This is a genomic window from Undibacterium sp. TJN19 (assembly GCF_049339485.1).
GTDB lineage: Bacteria > Pseudomonadota > Gammaproteobacteria > Burkholderiales > Burkholderiaceae_D > Undibacterium.
This window is the reverse complement of the sequence record NZ_JBMPPL010000002.1, coordinates 464,343-485,679: the sequence shown is the minus strand read 5'-3', so window position 1 is coordinate 485,679 and position 21,337 is coordinate 464,343. Positions and strand designations below refer to the sequence as shown.

The 21,337-nt window shown below is 50.3% G+C and carries 12 protein-coding genes, 1 tRNA gene and 1 pseudogene; 9 read left to right on the top strand and 5 right to left on the bottom strand.

The features are described 5' to 3' along the window. The first annotated feature begins 1 nt into the window (after position 1). Both ACO0LH_RS10350 and ACO0LH_RS10345 read left to right on the top strand, forming a co-directional pair. Positions 2-676: a hypothetical protein gene (locus ACO0LH_RS10350; protein ID WP_422940990.1), complete on the top strand. Its 675-nt coding sequence runs from the start codon at positions 2-4 to the stop codon at positions 674-676. A gap of 243 nt (positions 677-919) precedes the next feature. Further along, positions 920-1,004: transfer RNA gene (locus ACO0LH_RS10345), tRNA-Leu, on the top strand. 182 nt (positions 1,005-1,186) lie between these two features. On the opposite strand, the gene ACO0LH_RS10340 is transcribed toward ACO0LH_RS10345, so the two are convergent. Beyond that, positions 1,187-2,296, bottom strand: a complete 1,110-nt coding sequence (locus ACO0LH_RS10340; RefSeq protein WP_422940989.1) for an alpha/beta hydrolase family protein — start codon at positions 2,294-2,296, stop codon at positions 1,187-1,189. A 104-nt stretch (positions 2,297-2,400) separates the two neighbouring features. Beyond that, positions 2,401-3,327, bottom strand: coding sequence for an AraC family transcriptional regulator (locus ACO0LH_RS10335; RefSeq protein WP_422940988.1), 927 nt, complete (start codon positions 3,325-3,327; stop codon positions 2,401-2,403). 387 nt (positions 3,328-3,714) lie between these two features. Between ACO0LH_RS10335 and ACO0LH_RS10330 the strand changes: the two genes are divergently transcribed. Together ACO0LH_RS10330 and waaA are read left to right on the top strand one after the other, a co-directional pair. Continuing rightward, complete coding sequence (locus tag ACO0LH_RS10330) at positions 3,715-4,617, top strand: DMT family transporter (protein ID WP_422940987.1); 903 nt, start codon at positions 3,715-3,717, stop codon at positions 4,615-4,617. A gap of 4 nt (positions 4,618-4,621) precedes the next feature. Next, positions 4,622-5,905, top strand: a complete 1,284-nt coding sequence (waaA, locus tag ACO0LH_RS10325) for a lipid IV(A) 3-deoxy-D-manno-octulosonic acid transferase (protein WP_422940986.1) — start codon at positions 4,622-4,624, stop codon at positions 5,903-5,905. Between the two features lie 21 nt (positions 5,906-5,926). On the opposite strand, the gene ACO0LH_RS10320 is transcribed toward waaA, so the two are convergent. Then, a complete protein-coding gene (locus tag ACO0LH_RS10320) occupies positions 5,927-11,068 on the bottom strand; it encodes a two-component regulator propeller domain-containing protein (RefSeq protein ID WP_422940985.1) in 5,142 nt (1,713 codons plus the stop codon). 663 nt (positions 11,069-11,731) lie between these two features. On the opposite strand from ACO0LH_RS10320, the gene ACO0LH_RS10315 reads away from it, so the two are divergent. Then, positions 11,732-14,218, top strand: a complete 2,487-nt coding sequence (locus ACO0LH_RS10315) for an adenosylcobalamin-dependent ribonucleoside-diphosphate reductase (protein ID WP_422940984.1) — start codon at positions 11,732-11,734, stop codon at positions 14,216-14,218. A 486-nt stretch (positions 14,219-14,704) separates the two neighbouring features. Here the strand turns inward: ACO0LH_RS10315 and ACO0LH_RS10310 are convergent, their stop codons facing one another. Then, positions 14,705-15,616 carry a LysR family transcriptional regulator gene (locus tag ACO0LH_RS10310; protein ID WP_422940983.1) on the bottom strand — a complete coding sequence of 304 codons (912 nt, stop codon included), beginning with the start codon at positions 15,614-15,616 and terminating at the stop codon, positions 14,705-14,707. 100 nt (positions 15,617-15,716) lie between these two features. On the opposite strand from ACO0LH_RS10310, the gene ACO0LH_RS10305 reads away from it, so the two are divergent. The 3 genes and pseudogenes from ACO0LH_RS10305 to ACO0LH_RS10295 form a co-directional block, all read left to right on the top strand. Then, a complete protein-coding gene (locus ACO0LH_RS10305) occupies positions 15,717-16,295 on the top strand; it encodes a YceI family protein (RefSeq protein WP_422940982.1) in 579 nt (192 codons plus the stop codon). A gap of 208 nt (positions 16,296-16,503) precedes the next feature. Then, the gene (locus tag ACO0LH_RS10300) at positions 16,504-18,465 is read left to right on the top strand and encodes a CocE/NonD family hydrolase (protein WP_422940981.1); all 1,962 of its coding nucleotides are present in this window, start codon (positions 16,504-16,506) and stop codon (positions 18,463-18,465) included. A gap of 236 nt (positions 18,466-18,701) precedes the next feature. Beyond that, positions 18,702-18,992: pseudogene (locus ACO0LH_RS10295) on the top strand (integrase core domain-containing protein); the annotation flags it as partial. Positions 18,993-19,201: 209 nt separating this feature from the next. Here the strand turns inward: ACO0LH_RS10295 and ACO0LH_RS10290 are convergent. Beyond that, the gene (locus ACO0LH_RS10290; protein WP_422940980.1) at positions 19,202-20,146 is read right to left on the bottom strand and encodes a LysR family transcriptional regulator; all 945 of its coding nucleotides are present in this window, start codon (positions 20,144-20,146) and stop codon (positions 19,202-19,204) included. 167 nt (positions 20,147-20,313) lie between these two features. Between ACO0LH_RS10290 and ACO0LH_RS10285 the strand changes: the two genes are divergently transcribed. After that, positions 20,314-21,279 carry an MBL fold metallo-hydrolase gene (locus ACO0LH_RS10285; protein WP_422940979.1) on the top strand — a complete coding sequence of 322 codons (966 nt, stop codon included), beginning with the start codon at positions 20,314-20,316 and terminating at the stop codon, positions 21,277-21,279. Positions 21,280-21,337 lie beyond the last annotated feature (58 nt).

Here is a 21,337-nt window from a genome sequence, read left to right as displayed (position 1 = left end):
GATGCCCGAAAAACATAGTAAGAACATACTTAGATTTCCACAAAAAAACAGCCAGAAGGAAGAAAACAAGCTATTAACCATTCTCAAAGCTACGAAGGAGAAAATGGAGGAGCTGCAATCATCTGAAACAGAAGACAATAGCAATGCTGTCTCTGGCGTCACTGTTATTAACAACATCAATATCCATGGTGGAAACAACCAGCTTGCCCCTGGCAATCTATTGGTGAAGGCTGCTGCTCACCATTTGGTGAATACCGCTAAAGAAACGCCTTCCAATAGTCTTGTAGATGCCATCAATTCTGCGCAAAAACTGCAACTACGTAAGTTGCGAGACGAGATTGTGGATCTATCAAATGAATGCGGGCTTCCGAAACATCCAGCCGCTATCATGAGTGCGTTAAATACCAATATGGGGGTTCGAAAGTACGATCAGATCGTGTCCTCTGATTTTGCAACGGCTCGGACGTATTTGGCCAACATAAAGACGGTATTTAGCGACCGTATTGATTTTCATAAGAAAAGGGAAGAACTCAGACGCTACATGATCCAGATGATTGCGGAAAGCAATCGAAATACACAGCCGTTTGGCACGTCTGGCATGCTCGGCGTATTGGAAGCTACATCATTCTCGGAACTTGAGAAGATGTATGAATCTGCAATTATTAACGTTATCTAGTTATTCTGTGCAAAGTTATTCGCAAATCTAGTTCATTAACGTGTCAGTTTTCATCGCAATTGTTCAAACCGTTAAAATTCCCAAACTCGGCGGAGACGCTGTATTCACGGGCTTTTGACGGTTTTTCAGGACACGTTAGGATATTCAATCTTAAGCACTCCCCCACAGAATCTCACCGTTTTCATTTTATTCATGCCTGACCGGCTCACTTGGGCAGTGTTGGTCAAGGCAATATTTTTCATAGCGCGTGTGGTGGAATTGGCATACACGCTGGTCTCAGAAACCAGTACCGCAAGGTTTGAGGGTTCAAGTCCCTCCGCGCGCACCATTTTTATAGCAGGGAGTTAAGTCTGCCGCTGCGAATTGTGAGTCGACAGATGACGCGCTTGCCAGCGCCATTATTTTGCCTCCTGCTCCGGATTCTTGTTGCACAACGGCTGAGCAATCGCCGCAACTCTGTCAAGTTTGTCATTCGAAGCAGGGCTTATATCAACATCGCAATCAATATAATCAGTGCAACGTCTGTCTGAAAAACTTCAAGGCATCACCAGCCACTTGCTGATGAGTGGCTTGACGGTCAAGGCCATCCGGATCGACACAGAATTGCCTTGCCACTACCTTGCCCATCATCGTGCATTCCGCCAGGAAGGTGTAGTGCGTGACTGCTGGCAAAATTTGCAGGCTGGCGCCGGGTATGCTGGCGGCGTAGACCTGGGCATTGAATTCAGGGATGGCCTGGTCGTCATCAGCACCGACAACAATGCGCACCGGCACTTTAATGTCTGCCATGCTGCTTTTGGTGATGACCCGCCCCATGACCGGCGCAATCGCATAAGCTGCCTTGATCCTGTCATCACGATATGACGCTCCTGATACAGCGACGGCATTCTTGATGCGCTGATTGTCTTTCAGCATGGCATGCAATTCTTCATTGCTGAACCTGGCTTCAGGTGGCAATTTGCAATTGGCATTGGATGCGAATTTGCTGCAAAACTCTTCCCATTGCGCATAACTGATTTTGCCACCCACGCTGGCAAGTGCGGTGTAACCACCGATGGAGAAACCGGCAACGGCAATGCGGCTGGTGTCGATGCGTTTGCCCAGCACCGGGTCAGCGATGAGTTTGTCGATCAGCACAGACAAATCTTTTGGCCTGTCCCACCAGACGACAAAACCTTCAAGCCGTGGCGTACCTTCGTAGCCGGTATTGCCATGATGATTGACAGCGGCCACGATGTAACCATTGGCCGCCAGGCTTTCTGCCAGCCATGCCATGGAAGCAGCAGAACCGCCGGTACCATGAGAGACCAGTATCAGCGGCAGTTTTTCCGGTGTTTTCAGCATAGGCGCACCCATCGCATTCCTGCCGGCCTTGAAGATGCTGACATCCCAGTTTTTTTCTTCCACGCCCGCATCTGCGGGGTACCAGACTGCCGTAGCCAGCGGCCGTGGCTTGCTGCCTGTCCAGTCCAGGCGGGTGCTGTCTTCATATTGCATCATCTTCAAACCCACAGGGTAAGGACGCGCAGGGTTTTCCGCCGCCTGGGTAGCAGGGTTCAAAACAGCAGTCAAAAAAGGTAAGACCAGCGTGATCACCAAACGAGAAAAATGGGAAAACATGAAAATATCCTATAAATAAAATTCAAATGACAAGAAAGCGCCAGACCCATGGCATGGGCCTGGGCTTGCAGTGTGCTGAATCCGATTGGAGAGTGAAGAGAGATTTAAAACGGGACGATAGGGATGCAGATATCGCAGTCGAATACGCCGGTGTTCGGATCAAAGCAGGCATCAGGCGAGTAGTATTCAAAGCAGGGCCGGGCATCAAGCTGGAAGCCGCTGGCTGGCAACCAGTCGCGCAGGATAGAGTTCCAGGCATCGACGATATCGGCATTGGTACCTTTAAACGCCATGCTCGCATATTGGCCGCCAGGTATGGTCGTCAATAGGGCATTGCCGAAAGCTGTGGCACCGGCTGGGATTTCTACCGCTGCATCATAACGGCACAAAGCAGGGTCGGTAATGCTGGGGTCATCGTGGCTGATACCATAGCGCGCCCTGTTGAATAATTGATGCATCGCCATCCACGGGGCAACCGTGGTGCTCCAGAACTGGCCCACAGGCGCACCATAAGGCCCGATGTGGCGCAAATAAGCAACATTGATGACTTCTCTGCTGATAAGTTTGACGTCCATTTCTGCACTCCGTTTCAAATTGGAAGAGACCCCATTATGAAAGGACGCATACGACTGGACCTGATCATTCTTGCCAGGCGCTTGATTAATCTTGCTATTTGGACGGTGCAAGTCGATCTGGTAAGCACGCCAGGCTGCCGGCGTATAAGAGAAACGATCTTTAAAGGCGCGGGTAAATGCTTCGGCAGAGCCAAAGCCCACCGACAAGGCAATTTCCAGTATGGGTGTATTGGCTTGTGCAAACAGGCGGAATGCCGCTGCTTCCAGGCGGCGGCGACGTACATAGTCACCCAGACGTTCTCCCATCCAGGCAGCAAACAGTCTGTGAAAGTGATAGGAAGAAAAATGCGCGACACCGGCCAGCACGTCGAGATCAAGCGGCTGGTCAAGATGGCGGTCTATGTATTCCAGCACCTTGTGCATGCGGGCCTGGTAGGCAGATTGCTGGTCATGCATGGTCACGCTGCACCTTGCGCATGGCAAATCAACATATGAGGCAACTCCCTGTATGTACGCTGTATGTACGCTGTATGTATATTGATACATACGAAAAATGATTCAAATGACTATTGTAAAACATGAACATGATTGCTCATTGTTAATGTAAACACTATTTCAGGAATAGTGCCATGTCAGTCCTGTGATGAGCAGGAATAGAAATGCCGGGTATCCAGGTATCAAAGAGGTTCTATAAGAAATTCGGTAAAGCGTTCATTTCCAGAAACCGGGTTTATCAAAAGCTACACATCCTCTCTTATCCGCCTTAACTCCAGACAAGACATGCACTCTTGTACCGTATTTTCAGGTATATTCCTTCGTCTTCGCTAATACTCCCCAGGCCGGATGATTGCTCACCGTAAAAATCTTGATGGTTTTGCCATTTCCCTTATGCTTTTGCTATGCCTGTGCTGGGGCTTGCAGCAGGTAGCGGTCAAACTGGCTGCGCCAGTCCTCAGTGCGAGCATGCAATTGGGCTTGCGTTCTGGCCTGGCTGGTTTGCTGGTGTTGTTGCTTATTTTCATCAAAAAGATTCCTTTTTCACTGCGAGACAAGCATTTTTGGCCAGGCATCATTGCGGGAGCCCTGTTTGCACTCGAATTTCTGTTCATCTCCCTCGGTCTTAAATACACCACTGCCTCGCATATGTCGGTGTTTTTATATACTGCCCCTATCTTCGCCGTACTGGGTTTACACTGGCTGATCCCTGCCGAGCGTTTGCAGGCCGCCCAATGGCTGGGTATTCTGTCGGCCTTTGCGGGTGTTGCCATTGCTTTTTCAGGGGCCTTCAGCAGCAGTCAGGCAGATTTGCGCGATATGCTCATCGGCGACAGCTTCGGGGTTGTGGCAGCGGTGCTGTGGGCAGCGACAACCGTGACCATACGCAAATCCAGCCTGTCTGAGGCTGAGCCGACTACCACGCTGTTTTATCAATTAACGGTGGGTGCGGTCATCCTGCTGGCGTTTGCTATGTTGCGTGGTGAACATTTCCCTGCACAATGGGACACCACCAGCGTACTGAGCCTGTTATTCCAGACTATTGTCATTGCCTTTGCCAGTTACCTGACCTGGTTCTGGCTGATGCGGCGTTACCTGGTTTCACGGCTTTCCGTATTTTCTTTCCTGACACCCTTGTTTGGCGTTGCTGCCGGTGTCATTCTTATGCACGACCCCATCAGCCCACGCTTTGCAATGGGCGCGATACTGGTTTGTGGTGGTATCTTGTTGGTGAATTTCCGTCGGACATAAACGCATGCGTCTTCTTTATTCCCTGGTCTGGGGCCTGTCCCTGCCGTTTGCCTTGTTCAGGCTGTGGTGGCGTGGCCGCAAAGAACCTGGCTATCGCCAGCATATCGCTGAACGTCTGGGCTTTTACCCTGCTTACACCGGTACACCCACCATCTGGGTACATGCAGTCTCGGCCGGTGAAACCCGCGCAGCAGAACCCTTGATACGCGCACTGCTGGCCCATTATCCCAGCCATCATATTTTGCTGACGCACATGACGGCCACAGGCCGGGAAACCGGCGGCAAATTATTTGAAGATATCGCCCCGCGCCTGACCCAGGCGTTTTTGCCGTATGACATCAACTGGATGATACGGCGCTTTCTCGACCACTTTGCGCCACAGCTATGCGTGCTCATAGAAACGGAAGTCTGGCCCAACCTGATTGCGCAATGCGCCTTGCGGGCCATCCCTGTCACACTGGTCAATGCCCGCCTTTCAGAAAAATCACTTAAAAAAGCGCAGCGCCTGGCTTCTCTGATCTTGCCTGCTGCGCGCGCCATCAGCGGAGTGGCAGCACAGTCCAACCCCGATGCACAACGCTTGCAGGAACTGGGCATCAGCCGTCCCGGCGTCACGGGCAATATGAAATTCGATGTCACGCCACCGCCTTTGATGGCAGAACGCGGGGCAGCCCTGCGCCGCAGTTTTGGTGAGCGCCAGGTGATTTTATGCGCGAGTACCCGTGATGGCGAAGAAGAATTGATACTGCAAGCCTTTGTCGAGCAAACGCCTTTGTTGCTGACCAATCCGCTGTTGATCATTACGCCCCGGCATCCGCAGAGGTTTGATCATGTCGCCGGTTTGCTGGAAGCACGTGGCATCAAATACCTGCGCCGGTCGTCTTTGAATCACGAAGAAATCGTGCCTATTACGAGTGATGTGCAGATCCTGCTGGGTGACAGCATGGGTGAAATGTATATGTATTACGCAGCCTGCGACATCGCCTTTGTTGGCGGCAGCCTGGTACCGCTGGGCGGGCATAACCTGATCGAAGCCTGCGCCATGGGCAAGCCAGTATTGACAGGCAAGCACACCTTCAATTTTTCTGAAATCACCGATCAGGCTATCGCCAGTGGCGCGGCATTTCGCGTGGATGGTGCATTAAGCTTGTTCCAGCAAGCCCACGCCTTGCTGGCAGAAACTGCAAAACGGCAGCGCATGGGCGAAGCGGCTTATGCTTTCTTCCTCCAGCATCAGGGGGCGACGGCACGCACCATGCAGATGCTGGAAACATATCTTCGGCCCTGATTTAAACCAAAACCAGGTCTGTTAATCTGCCCTGAACTGTTCCAGCATTTGCAAGGCAGCTTCAAACTCGAAAGCCTTGACGGTCTGCTCTATCTTGTCGGCCTGCGCACCAAACAGGCTGCGCAAGGCTGTCCTGTGTACCTGGAAATAATCTACTGCTTCACTATCCGAATCTTTCAGGAAATTACTGAGGCGCCCGATTAAAGCCTGGCTTGCTGCATCCCTGATACCTGGCGTGCTGTGCGTATCCAGCACTGCAACAGCTTCTTGCACAGTCTGCTCGGTAGCCTGTTTCAGCGCCTTACTGAGCTCTTGCATCAGTTCCTGACTGGCATCATCAAATCTTTGCAGGATAGCGGTGTCTTCCGTGGATTTTTCTATCGCCAGCTCCAGTTCTGTCGCCACCGCTGCCAGGGCCAGCGCACCGATATTGCCAGCCGCGCCGCGCATGGTATGGGCTTCGCGTTCAGCCGATCCACGGTCACCATTTTGCAAATGCCTGCGGATTTTTTCTGGCGTGGCAGAGGCGGTTTCTACAAACAGCTGCAACAGACGTAAATACAAATCCAGGTTTTGCCCGCAACGGCGCAGCGCTGTAGTGACATCAACACCAGGTATCTGCAATTCAACAGCACTGGCTTCTGCAACAACAGGTTTGGGTTTTACTTCATTTTTCTGTGGTTCTGCTGGCCGGCTTCTGGGCAGGCGATGTCCACTCCAGCGCGCCAGGGTATCAAAGAAAATATCAGGGTTAATCGGTTTGGCGATATGGTCATTCATACCTGTGTCAAGGCAGCGCTGACGTTCTTCTTTCATGGCATGAGCAGTCATGGCGATGATGGGCAGGTCTTGCCATTCGGGGTAAGAACGGATGATGGTGGTGGCGGCATAACCATCCATTTCCGGCATCTGCAAATCCATCAGGACGATGTCGTAACTGTCGGACTTGTTCAACTTGTCTACCGCAATGCGGCCATTGTCTGCCACATCAACGAGTATGCCAGCCTCTGTCATCAGTTCCGCAGCAATCTGCTGATTGATGTGGTTGTCTTCCACCAGCAAGACGCGCAGGCCATCAAAGCGCTTGTTTTCAGGTGCCAGGCTGGCGGTATGCATGACATCATCGTCCCCGCTGCGATACAGGTGTATCAAGACCTGTTGCAGAGCTGATGCCCCTATCGGTTTGGACAGATAGGCGACCGGGGCATGGGGTCTGGCCTGCATGGCAGCTTCATCAAAGCCGATGACGGTCAGCATGATGATGTCAGGTACAAGCGCTGAAGACGTGGCAAAGCTGGCGTGGATGGCATCGACAGTTTGCATGCCGTTCATGTCCGGCATCTGGGCATCGAGCAAGACCAGGCCATAAGGCTGGTCTTGCTGCCTTCCCTGTTCCAGCATCATCACAGCCTGGGCACCACTGCTTGCGGCATCGGTATTGAGCTGGAACTGGCTGCACAGTTTGACCAGATGCTGGCGTGCTTCGGCATGATCATCGACCACCAGCACGCGCACGGCCAGCAGTGCAGCGGGCAGGCTGCTGCGTTGAGGCGAATTGGCATGCTCAAACCAGCAATCGAAATGAAACTGGCTGCCGACACCGACCTGGCTTTCTACCCAGATCGTACCGCCCATCAATTCCACCAAATGCCTGGAAATGGTCAGACCCAGACCTGTGCCGCCATATTTGCGGGTGGTGGAAGAATCTGCCTGGGTAAATGCCTGGAACAGGTTTTTCTGCTGATCTTCCGTCATGCCGACGCCGGTATCACGCACGGTAAATTGCAGCTGCACCTTGTCAGCAGAGGACTTGATCTGCCTGACCAGTATCACCACGGCACCATGATCGGTAAACTTGATGGCATTGTTGACCAGATTGGTAATGATCTGCCCCAGGCGCAACGGGTCGCCCTGCAAATTGGCGGGTACGGACAGGTCGATATCAAACACCAGCTCTATGTCTTTTTCTGCGACTTTATGGCTGACGATGGTGGCGACATCGTCGATCACGTCAGCCAGTACAAATTCTGCCGATTCAATATCAAGTTTGCCTGCCTCTATCTTTGAGAAATCCAGGATATCGTTCACCACACCCAGCAGTGAGGTACCGGCATTGTGAATTTTATCGATGTAGTCGCGCTGCTTTAAAGACAGGCTGGTTTTCTTGGCGAGGTGAGACAGGCCAATGATGGCATTCATCGGCGTGCGGATTTCATGGCTCATGTTCGCCAGGAAATAAGATTTGGCAACCGTTGCCTGTTCCGCCAGCTCTTTCGCTTCGCGCAATTCATCTTTTTGCAGATAGGTTTCTGTTTCATCGATCCAGAAACCATTCCATATCCATTCACCGTCGACCAGCTTCGGCGTCACGGTCTGCGCGCGCAGCCAGCGTATCTGTCCGCGGATTTTGATGCGTTGATGAAAATTGCCAGATGACCGGGTTTCCACTGCTTTTCTTGCCAATGCTTCTGCCTCGGCTTTATCTTCATCCAGCGTGGTCTTCCAGCGGGCTGCCTTGTCGGCAATAATGTCTTCTGCCGATACGCCCAGGACGTTTTTTACGTTTTCACTGACATACACATATTCTCTTTGTCCATGCGCCATTTCACGAAATTGAAATACTGACAGCGGCAAGGCATCGGTCAGGTCTTTCAGCCGCTTGCGCTCTGCCTCAGTTTCGGCAGCCCTGAGCTTGACCAGGGCTTCGAGCAGCAAGCGCTGGCGTGAGAACTGCCTGACGCGCAAACGGTAAATCAGGTAGACCAATGCCAGCAAGAGCACCGTCACCAAGATACGGAACCACCACTCCATCCAGAATGGCGGGGTAATGGTGATGACCAGACTGGCACCCTCTTCGCCCCATTCACCATCTTTATTGGCTGCGCGGGTGCGGAAGGTATATCGCCCCGGCTCCAGATTGGTGTAGTTGGCAAACCTGTGGGTAGGCTCTGCCGGCACCCAGTCTGCATCAAAGCCTTCCAGCTTGTAGGCATAGCGGTAATGCAGCGGATCGGTAAAATTGAGCGCAGCGAATTCTATGGAAAACACCATGTGTTTATACGATAGTGTAATGGCTTTGGTATCGGAAACATTGCCATCCATCTTCACGCCCTCGGGCAGCTTTCCACCACGCAGGGATTGATTAAAAATCAGAAAATCCGTAATGGTCGTGGTGGGTGTAGCGGTCTTGTCGCGTATGGTTTCAGGTGCAAACCAGGCCATACCCTGAAAACCACCGAAATACAGTTTGCCATCGGCATCAGCAAAACTGGCGCCGACGGTATAGGTGCCGTCGATCAGGCCATCATCGGATGAATATTTCTTTGCTTGCTTCCTGTCAGGGCCGAGTTTGTATAAACCACTATCGGTACTGATCCACAGATTGCCTGCCTTGTCTTCCGCAAAACTGGCAATTGCATCATTGCCCAGGCCATCGTCATACCGCTTGAAGCTGACGACACCATTCTTGTCCACCACCATCTGGTTCAGGCCGCTGGCGGTGCCTACCCAGATGACACCCTTGCGGTCTTCATATACGGCATAAACACGACTATGGCTCAAGCTACTGTTATTGCCGGGGTCATGACGGTAATGTTCAAAACTCCCCGTCTGGGCATCGAATTTATCCAGGCCGCCAAAATTGCCAACCCATAACTGGCCACGATGATCAAACAACAGCGAGACTACCCGGCCATGGCTTAAGCTACCCGGGTTTTGCGGGTCATGCATGAAACGCTTGAATTTACCGGTTTTTTCATCCAGCAGGTTGAGCCCATCATCGGTAGCCACCCACAGGCTACCAGCAGGGTCATACGCCATGCCGTGCACGATACTGGAACTGATACTGTCCGGTTTGGTGGGGTCATTCCTGTAATACTGTGCACGTTCGCTGACGGGATCAAATAAATTCAGACCATCCTGCGTGCCCACCCATAATTTGCCGTCAGGGCCAGGCCTGACTGCCCTGATCTTGCTATTGCTCAGGCTATCGGCCCTGGCATTCTGATGCTGAAACACGCGAACTTGCCCGCTTGCCTTGTCGAGCCTGTCAAGACCATCGCCCGTGGCTATCCAGATCACGCCATTTTTACCGGTGATGGCCAGGACGGTATTATTGCTCAGCGTATTCGGTTCACCTGGCAAATGCAGCATGCGTTCAAAACCACCGCTGACAAGATTGGTATGGCTTGCACCACCCATCCAGGTGCCTACCCATAAAGTACCTGAGCGGTCTTGCATGAGGCGCGTTACACGGTTATCCGCCAGGCTATGGCGGTCAGCAGCGTGGTGGCGATAAGAAGAAAACCTGGCACTGGCTTTATCCCATCGTTTCAGGCCATCGTCGCTGCCTATCCAGATGACACCGTCCCGGTCTTCCATGATGGCACTGACCTGCCCCGCGTCCATACCCTCGGCTTCGCCAAAACGGTGTCTTTGTTTCGTGGTTTTATCCCAGACGTCGAGGCCGGTAACGCTGGCTATCCAGATGTTGCCGCTGCGGTCAACCAAAATACTTTCCACGGAATTACGCTGAGGGTCCGGTGCCTGCTCGCTGTCAAGGCGGAAATTCTGGAAAACTGTTTGTCCCCTGGGCAAAAAACTCAAGCCGGCATTGCTGCCCACCCACAGGTTACCCTCTGCATCCAGTGCAAGGGCATTGACCTGGTCGCTGGCAATGCTGCTGGCATCTTTTTCATCATGCCGCAGAATAATGAAGTGCCGGGTATCAGGATCAAAATGGGCTAGGCCATCGCCTGTTGCCAGCCACAGACCATCTTTTCCGTCGCCAGCACCATCGCCGATGATGGCCTGTATCTGATTTGCCCCGGAACTATGGATGTCAGCCGCATCACGCCGGTATCTGACCATGGTTTCAGTGGCCATATCGTAGCGATGCAAGCCGCCATTGCGGGTACCCGCCCAGATGCGCCCTTTGCTGTCCTGATGCAGGGCCCAGACCCAGTTATCAGCCAGGCTGTTGACGCGGTTTGGGTCATGGCGAAAATAAATGACCTTGGTACCATCATAGCGATGCAGGCCACCCTGAGTGCCAAACCACATATAGCCCTGCCGGTCCTGCAACATGGATTGTATGGATTCATGCTGAAAACCTTGCTCACGACCAACTTGCTCAAAACGCAAACTATGCACACTGGCCGCCATGACAACATGCTTGCCAGACAGCAGACAGAAAAGAATAAGAAGACAGACGGACACAAGCTGACGATATGTGAACTGGATAACCAATTTGTCCCGCCTCATTGTGCGCCCTCTATATGCGTAAACTGTCTGAAAAACATGCCATAAACAGTATATGTTATTCAGTCACCAGAAAAGCTGTGGATTGCCTTTACCAGATGCAATTTTTCCACATTTATTTCCAGGGCAACTATTCCAGCATTTTTTTGCCAGTTTGAAATAATTGACGAGGCGCAACATTAAAAATTAAATTTTTTTGCTAATTCCTTATACTAAACATGGTTTTACAGATGATCGGCGATATGAAATCCAACGTCCGGCATTGGCGATTAAATCCGCTTCACCTGTATTTTTTGCAAGCAATATTGCTTGCAAAAACCGCCAGAAATACCCGCCTCACTTGAAGCAGATCAAAGAAAAAAAGTGCCCCTCAGTTTATAATGAACACATCCATCCGGACCGACGTGCAGGATATCAAAAACACCTGCATCCACAGAAATAAGCTACTATCCGGCTCCCTTTTTTTATATCTGAAGAATTATCTGATTGCCCGCCTTTTTGCTCTTTCATGGCAATGTTTTTCAGAGACCCGTCTAACAGAACATCAGCAATGATGTCCCAGAGAATATGAACGCAAACGACAAAATATTAGGACTGACCGAAATGTCACCACAAGAAATCTCCCTGGATGTCTTGCTGGAAAAATATGCCAAAGGTGATGAAGTCACTATCCTTGATGTGCAGACACGTGTTGCCAAAGCCCTCTCCAGCGTAGAGAAAGCCGATTTCCAGGCCTATTACGAAGAGAAATTCCTGTGGGCGCAAAAGAATGGTTTTGTGCCTGCTGGCCGCATCAATTCTGCCGCCGGCATGGATTTGCATGCCACGCTCATCAATTGCTTCGTGCAGCCGGTAGGTGATTCGGTTTCCAGCGCGACCGATGGCAAACCCGGTATTTATACTGCCCTGGCAGATGCCGCTGAAACCATGCGCCGTGGCGGTGGTGTCGGCTATGATTTCTCGACCATACGCCCGAAAGACGCCATTGTGCGTGGTACGCGTTCGCGCGCATCCGGCCCGGTATCTTTCATGCAGGTGTTCAATGCGTCCTGCTCGACGGTTGAATCTGCTGGTGCGCGTCGTGGTGCCCAGATGGGTGTATTGCGTGGCGATCATCCTGATATTCTGGAATTCATCCGTTCCAAAGACAAAGGCGGTTTGACCAACTTCAATATCTCCATTGGCGTGACTGACGAATTCATGGAAGCTGTCGCCAAAGATACTGATTTCTGCCTCGTTCACAAGGCAGAACCTGGCGATGAGAAAAAAGAAGCCGGTGCCTATCTGCGTGATGATGGCCTGTGGGTACATGAAACCGTACGCGCCCGTGATCTGTGGGATGAGGTCATGAAATCCACTTATGATCATGCAGAGCCAGGTATCCTGTTCCTGTCACGCATGAATACAGAAAACAATCTGTACTATTGCGAAAAAATCGAAGCGACCAACCCATGCGCAGAGCAACCCCTGCCTGACTATGGCTGTTGCTGCCTGGGTTCCATCAACCTGACCCGCTTCGTCAAGGGTGCATTTACCGACGCCCCCCTGTTTGATTATGACGCCTTCCAGGAAGTCGTCACCGTTGCCACACGCATGCTCGACAATGTGCTGGACGCAACTGCCTGGCCTTTGCCACAACAAAAGGCCGAAGCCATGTCCAAGCGCCGCGTCGGCCTCGGCTTCCTCGGTCTCGGCAGCAGCCTGGTCATGCTGGGCATACGCTATGATACTGATGCGGGTCGTGCCTTTGCCCAGAAAGTTTCTGAAGTCATGCGCGATGCAGCCTACCTCGCCTCTGCTGAACTGGCGAAAGAAAAAGGTCAGTTCCCGTTGTTTGACAGCACAAAATACCTGGCCGGTGCTTTTGCCAAACGTTTGCCTAAAAACATCCGCAATGCCATTGCCAAACACGGCCTGCGCAATTCACACCTGCTGTCGATTGCCCCCACCGGCACCATCACCCTGGCATTTGCCGACAACGCATCAAACGGCATAGAACCCGCGTTTTCATGGGTCTATAACCGCAAGAAACGCATGGCCGCCGGTGACACTAAAACATATGAAGTGGCTGACCATGCGTGGCGCCTGTATCGCCAACTGGGCAATGACGTGTCTGACGACAGCAAATTGCCTGCACCCTTCGTGACCGCGCTCAATATGTCTGCCAGCGACCATATGAAGATGCTGCAAGTCGTGCAGCCCTATATTGATTCGGCGATTTCCAAAACCGTCAATGTACCGGCCGATTACCCCTATGAAGATTTCCAGAATCTGTACATGGATGCCTGGCGCGCTGGCCTGAAAGGGCTGGCAACTTACCGCCCTAACAATATCCTAGGCAGCGTCTTGTCTGTTGCTACCGAAACAGCGCCAGAAGTCGCGCACGCGCCTGATGACGATCTGCTGCGCAAACAGTTCGATGGCCGCCCTTTTGGTGATCTCGAATCAGTCACTTCCAAAGTGCAGTACATGACTTACGAAGGCAAGAAAACTGTCTACCTGACCGTCAGCTTCATCCATATCCAGGGCATGGTCGGTGGCGAACGCGTCACCATAGAGCGCCCGTTTGAATTCTTCATGCCTGCCGGACAAAAGAACGATGGCCAGCAATGGATATCGGCCAGCATGCGTTTATTGTCTATGGCAGCACGCTCAGGCGGTTCCATCGCCAAGGCACTGGCAGACATGCGTGAAGTGGTGTGGGACAAGGGTACGGTACGCTGCGGCATGATCACCAAGGACGATGGCTCACAAGCCCCCCTGTTCCATGAATCTGAAGTCGCTGCCATTGGTTATTCACTGCAACGCATACTGATGAAACGCGGCTTTCTTGACGCCGGCGGCAACCAGATCCCCATCACCGTACTGGCAGAAAAATTCAAACAAAAGACCCATCACTACGGCATGGATGACCTGGCCTATGAAGGCGAAACAGCGCCCATCACCTATATCCCCACAGGCAAGAAATGCCCGGATTGCGGTGCTCACGCCCTGCAAAAAATCGACGGTTGCAGCCGTTGTGTTTCTTGTGGATATGTGGGGGCTTGTGGTTGATGGGAGGATCAAGTTCTGTGTAATGGACGAGTGTAGCTTACACCGCAAGCTGCTATTTTAACGGTATAAATTGCTATAGTGGGTAGCGTGAGCTAATTCTTAGCAAAAGGTAGTTTTGATCAACTAGAATAGGCGTATAAGAAAATCAAATACCTCTGTTAAAACAATAGGTATTTGGTTTCAGTCCGTTCTTCGGAATGTTTTCCAAGAATTTCTTTCATGCATTCCAATGTTGTGGGCTGCAGTTACATTGTCTTAATCAATTTTTTCCAACGTATTGATTAAAATTTCCTTGTTGAAATTTCTTCAAAAATACCACCTTCTGCAAAAAATAAAAATGCGGCGAGGACTTGTCGGTTCAAAAAAAACACTGAACAGGGCACAGGGTGACTGTCAGATCGGGTCACAACTACTACAATTTAGTGATTTATGAAAATAAACTGCATCATTGTGATTTACGATAACCATTTCCCTTTTTTTTCCGTCTCAAGAGTTATCAGTCTCTCCAGTGCCTAAGCGTTCCTGTAAAAATGCGATGAATATTTTTGTTTTTGCCGGTAAATGGCGCGTTTCAGTGACAATGTAAATATTTACCGGTTCCAGTTTCCAATCTGCCAGTATGGATTGCAGTCGCCCATTGGAAACATCGCACCTTGCCATTTCTGGATCGAGCGCAGCAATTCCCAAACCATTCACTGCAAGAGCTTGGGCTATACCTGTCGTATTCATGACGAAGCGAGATCCTCCCATTAGATCCACTTTTTCAGATCCCTTGTGTAGGGTACGCCAGATCTCTGTAGGCTTGCTGACATTTCGGCCTATGCATAACACATGGTTTGCCAGATCGGTCGGATGTTCTAACGGTGGCGCCAGTTTCAAATATTCAGGTGATGCATATAGATATCGCCGTATCTGCCTGAGCTTGCGCACCACCAAGGTGCCAGGAATCACTGGCGGTTTCCCCATTCGAATTGCCAGATCGAAACGGTCAGCAATGAAATCTACAGGGTGAATATTGACGTCAAACTCAAATTTAATCAGTGGATAGGTGTTAGCGAATTCACTAAGTATCGGTGCGAGATAGCCAACAGCGAACTCATGCGTCATCGAAATTTTCAATGTCCCCATAGGACGAAGCGTTACATTCAATAAGGTTTCATGCGCGTTTTGTGCATCTTCGACGATACTTTGACAAAGTTTAAAATACTCTTCTCCCGTTTCCGTCAATTCGACTCTACGCGTCGAGCGATTCAGCAGCCGGACGCCAATGCTAGACTCTAGATCAGCGATATTACGAGATAACGTGGAATTGGCAATTCCTAAGGCTTCGGCTGCTTGCCTGAAGCTTTTTCGCTTGCCGACTTCTACAAACAGGCGCATATAACCAAGTACGTCCATTGATTGCTCCATAAAAGGAATAGTGTATTCAATTATAGGTATTTATTCAGTTCGCCATGCAATGGACAATGGGGCTATCAATATTACCGGAAGAAATAATATGCGTTTATCAATATTTATAGGCAATTTCGTAATGGCCATTTTGATCTGGGTGCCGTCAGTTAGCCATGCGGCCTGGGAGATCGAGCCGTCTCATACGCATGTCGCGTTCTCAGTTGGGCATTTGGGTTTGACTCGCACGCCTGGCATCTTTCGATCTGTCAGTGGACAGGTCAATTTCAATGAATCCGATATTAGTGCATCCAGCGTCAAACTAATCATCGCCAGTGCCTCCGTCGAGACAGCGAATGCCACTCGCGATGCCGCATTACGCGGTAGTGATTGGTTCGATTCCGATGCATACCCCGACATTACTTTCACGTCTAAAGCCGTCAAGTATGTCGCGTTCAAACATTATACGGTTTCGGGCGACCTGACTGTGCGAGGAGGGTCGGTGCCAGTTGAATTCGATCTGATCATGACAGATCAGATCACTAACTCCTTTCTAAAGGTGCCTGCGATTGGCTTTTCTGGAGTCGCTCATGTAAGCCGTAGCGCATTTGGGATGACCAAATATTTGCCAGCGATAACCGACGATGTTGAATTGACGATTCAACTAGAAATGAATAAAAAGCCATAAATTTTTTAAATTAGAAGCTGGACTCGTAACGATAGAGTACTTTCGAGACAATCATTGCTTTCAATAAGTCGCGCGTTCACATTAGAAACGTTGCAGAGGCAAAATTAGTTTGCATGAAGATGCGGCAGGCCCCTCAATCACAGCAATACATATTAAATTGTACTGAATCTTTCAGAGTAATCGTTTCCCTTTTGTTGAAAGGAATATCATGAGAACACCACGGTTGCGACAGGCCCTGCCTACGCTATCTATCATGCTGGGCGTAATATTATCCAGCATCACTACACCAACGCTGGCCCTGAGCAACAATATTGTCAGCACCAGCAGCACGGCCAGTGACGACAAGGCTGATTCTGCCAGATTGCGCGCTGAGTATATCCGTAAAAACTATGCTAAGTTTGAATACCGCATCCCCATGCGCGATGGCAAGCTCTTGTTCACGTCTGTGTATGTACCGAACGATGCCAGCGTCAACAAGCGCTATCCCATCCTCATGATCCGCACGCCATATTCTGTTGCGCCATATGGCGGTGACCAGTACAAGACTCAGCTGGGACCAACTGCCGACTATGAAAAAGACGGCTTTATCTTTGTCTATCAGGATGTGCGTGGCACCTATATGTCAGAAGGCGAATTCGTCAACATGCGCCCGCATATAGACGACAAAAAATCCAAAACCGATGTCGATGAAAGCAGCGATACATATGACAGCATAGAGTGGATGATCAAGCACCTGCCACACAATAATGGCAAGGTTGGCCAATGGGGTAATTCTTACCCTGGTTTTTATACTTCGGCTGGTGCGATCGACAGCCATCCTGCGTTGAAGGCGGTTTCGCCGCAAGCACCGATCGCTGACTGGTTCCGTGGTGATGACATGCACAGGAATGGCGCTTTGAATCTGCAATTGGCTTTTGGCTTCTTCTCCAGCTTTGGCAAGCCACGCACACAACCCACAACGAGTGCAAGCTCAAAGTCGTTTGATTTTGGCACAGCTGATGGCTACCAGTTCTTCCTGGACATGGGTTCAGTGGCGAATGCGAACACCCATTATTTCAAGAACGGCATCCCTTTCTGGAACGACATCACGGCACATCCGAATTACGACAGATTCTGGCAAAGCCGCAATATCCTGCCGCACCTGAAAAACATCAAGGCCGCTGTCCTGACCGTGGGTGGCTGGTATGACACAGAAGATTTGTATGGCCCGCTGAATACCTACAAGGCCATAGAAAAACAAAACCCCGGCATACAAAATACTTTGGTCATCGGTCCATGGACGCATGGTGGATGGTTCCGCAGTGATGGTGACAAAGTTGGCGATGCCAACTTTGGGTACAAGACGGTGCAGACTTATCAGCCTGTGGAGTTTGCCTTCTTCAAACATTATCTGAAAACTGGTGACAAGCCCACGCTGGCCGAAGCCTGGATGTTTGAAACCGGAGCCAACCGCTGGCGCGGTTTTGATGCCTGGCCACCGAAAGAAAGCAAGGACAAGGCGCTATATTTCCAGGCCAACGGCAAGTTGAGCTTTACCGCACCGGCCAATCAGGATGCCCAGTTCGCAGAATATATCAGCGATCCGGCCAAACCTGTGCCCTATACCACCGAGATAGGCTCGCGATGGAGCGATCAATATGTGGCCGCTGACCAGCGCTTTGCTACCCGTCGCCCTGACGTAGTGAGTTGGCAAAGTGAAGTGCTGGAAAAGAACGTGACACTGGCAGGTCCATTGAGTGCAGATCTGTTTGTCAGCGTGACTGGCAGCGACGCTGACTTCGTTGTCAAACTCATTGATGTCAATCCACCCAACCTGGAAATAGATGCGCAAACAAACCGTGGCAACCAGCAAACCCTGGTACGCGGCGAACCTTTCCGAGCCCGTTTCCGCGATGGTTTTGAAACAGCCAAGCCCATGGTACCGAACCAGATGACCAAGGTGAAGTTTGCCATCAATGATGTCTTCCATACCTTCCAGCGCGGCCACCGCATCATGGTGCAGGTGCAGTCCAGCTGGTTCCCCTTCATAGATCGCAACCCACAATCCTTTGTGCCTAACATCTATGAAGCCAACGACAGTGATTTCATCAAAGCCACGCATAAGGTGTATTTCGGTAGCCAGCAACCAAGTGCCCTGCATGTCAAGGTTTTGCCCGCACTGGACGAGTAATTAAGGCTTCAATTTTTAGCATAGGCACATGCCTCAATTGGTTGTGTGCGGAGATATGGACGGTAAGCACATCATCAGAACGTTCTTGACGGAACGCAATATTAATAACAGACACAAAAAGAACTTTTGAGTGTATCGGCTGGCATGGACTAATATGTATTAGTTTCGATTTGATCTGACAGTTGTTCCTTGCAAAAGGAGAGATGTGACTGTCAGATCGGGTCACAACTACTTCAATTCACCACTCAGACCGTGGCAACCAATAATATACGCTAAGCTACAGGGTGTTGATTAAGCAATTCGCCATGCAAGCAACCACTTTACGCAAAGGAAACTGCTATGACAATGCACCCATGGAAAGTTTCTGGGGTAGCCTGAAAAATGAATTGATACATCACCAGCACTACCCGACCCGTGCTGATGCACAGGCTACTGTTCAGGAATACATCTTAAGCTTTTATAATCGTCAGCGTCGGCACTCACGTCTCGGCTATATTCCACTTGCCTTGTTTGCTGATAATTTCAATCAACTATCTCCAGGCTGTTTGAATCACGTGTGTCCGCTATTGACAGTACACCCCACTGCTATTGCAAGATGCCGTTTTAATCGTTATGTCTAGGCCGTTTAAAATGCAGGTCGCCGCACCTAAAGCGGGTGCTTTTGATGAGATTTTACGGAATTCGTCGATTTAATCGTGCTAGCAAAAGACAGCCCTCGCCAGCACATTAACCTGATTCATTTGCCGAAATCCTCTGCTAAAAATACGCGAATGAAATCAATAAACTGCCGCACTTTGGCAGGTATGTGCTGCGTGTTGGGAAACACCCCAAATATACCTTGCGGCTGCATACCATGGTCGGGCAGTAATTTCACGAGGCGCCCATTTTTCAAGTCTTCCCGTACCACCCATTCAGGCAATACAGCGATACCCAGATCGGCCAAGACAAAATGCAATTTCGCTAAAGCGCTATCAGCTTGGATACTGCTACGAAATGGTACAGCGAAAGGTGCTGTACTGGCATCGCGTTTTGACATCTTGATGCGCTGATCGAAACCAGAAAGTACGATCCATCGCAGTCGTTCCAGGTCTGCTGGAGTGCGCGGCAAACCATGTTCCTTTATGTAATTGGGCGTTGCAACCAGCACAATTTCAAATTTCCCCAGACTGGTGGCACGGTATCGAGAATCATTGAGCTGCCCCAGGCGAATAGCGAGATCAAAGCGATCTGCTACCAGATCTGACAGGCTCGTCGATCCTGAAAAATCGATACCAAGATCAGGATGAATTTTGGAGAAAGCAGCCATCCCTGGCACGACTACGTGTATTCCAAACTCAAGGGTTGAGGTAACCCGCAATATTCCTGTCAACTTGGCATGGCCCGCCCTTGCACTATCTATCGCCGTTCGCGCATCACTTAGCAGTTGTACACAATCCATATAAAAGCGATCACCCACATCAGTGAGTGAAAGTCTGCGCGTAGTGCGGGTAAGCAAAGCGCAACCTAGTTCTGCTTCGAGTTGCTTCAAATGCATGCTAATCATCGCTTTGGACAGGCCCAAACCCAGTGCCGCCCTCGTCAACGAGCCTGCATCTACGACTGCCACAAATGACTGGATGCGATTTAGATTGATGTCCATATTAACGTTTCCTAAGCGCATTTTCCATAAAGATATTGTCAATTTTAACTGAACACTAATTTACCGATTATCTTATTTATCATTTCGATTGCCTTAAGTAACATTCTACAACTCGAGGTCGTGCAGCCAGGGCTATCGACTACACGATATTGACTATATCCATATCTTGCAGGCTCAGTTAAGGCAAGTAAGGTAAACGAAAGGAAATCATGACTACCAAATTTAAAAAAAACCGACAAGCTTCGAAAACAGTGCATCGCTCAAGACTGATGCTTGGAATGGCCGCAGGGGCTATGATGCTACTGGCTGCGTCTATCGAAGCCCAAGCTGCTGTGCGCAGCAATGAGGCATGCTGGGTAGAAACCGCGGCTGTCAGCATCGATGCAAAAATGGGAGGCGCTGACATTCGAGAAACGAAGGTCTGGAACAGCACTATTTCCAGTGTGCTTTTTCGACATCCGCAAGGGGACGTGCTGATCGATACCGGCTTCGGACCGAATGCCGAGGCGCAGATGAACGAGTTACCAACGTCCAGTCGTGATTTCGGCTTGCAAATAATTGCTGGAGCAAAAAATCGCAAACCCTTGCTTGCAGAGTTGGCGAAACTGGGCGAATTGCCTGAGCAGGTGAAACGTATCCTAATTACTCACGCACATTATGATCACCTTGGCGGAACCTCTGAACTAAGCGCGCCTATCCAATTGGCCGCGGAGGAAATCAAATGGCTGGAGCAACAATCTGTTCAAGCTACCATCACACCGCCATCATTGATTGCTTCAGTAAAAAGTCGATTTGAAGCCTTGCCCTATGATTCCGGACCATTTCTTAGCTTCGATAAGAGTCAAAATATTTATCAAGATGGATCTCTAGTCGTCGTTCCCCTCCCTGGCCACACACCTGGTTCATTGGGTGTTTTCATCAAACTATCAAAGCGTCAGGTGTTTCTAATTGGAGACGCCGCCAATTTGCTTGAAGCAGTCTCGCGCGGCCTGGACAAAAATCCGGCAATTAGCGCAGCCACCGACTTTGATGCGCCGTTAGCCGACATCACAGTGAAGCGGTTAGCAGCCTTCCATCGGGATCACCCAGAGATTGCCATCATTCCTGCACATGACCGCGATGCCTTTGTTTTAACCTTCGGGCAGGCTCCTGGCTGCGTCACTGCTTTTCATTAAGCAAATTTGAAAAATCAATATTATTCGCATTTTCAACCAAGAACAGAAAGAGAACTGA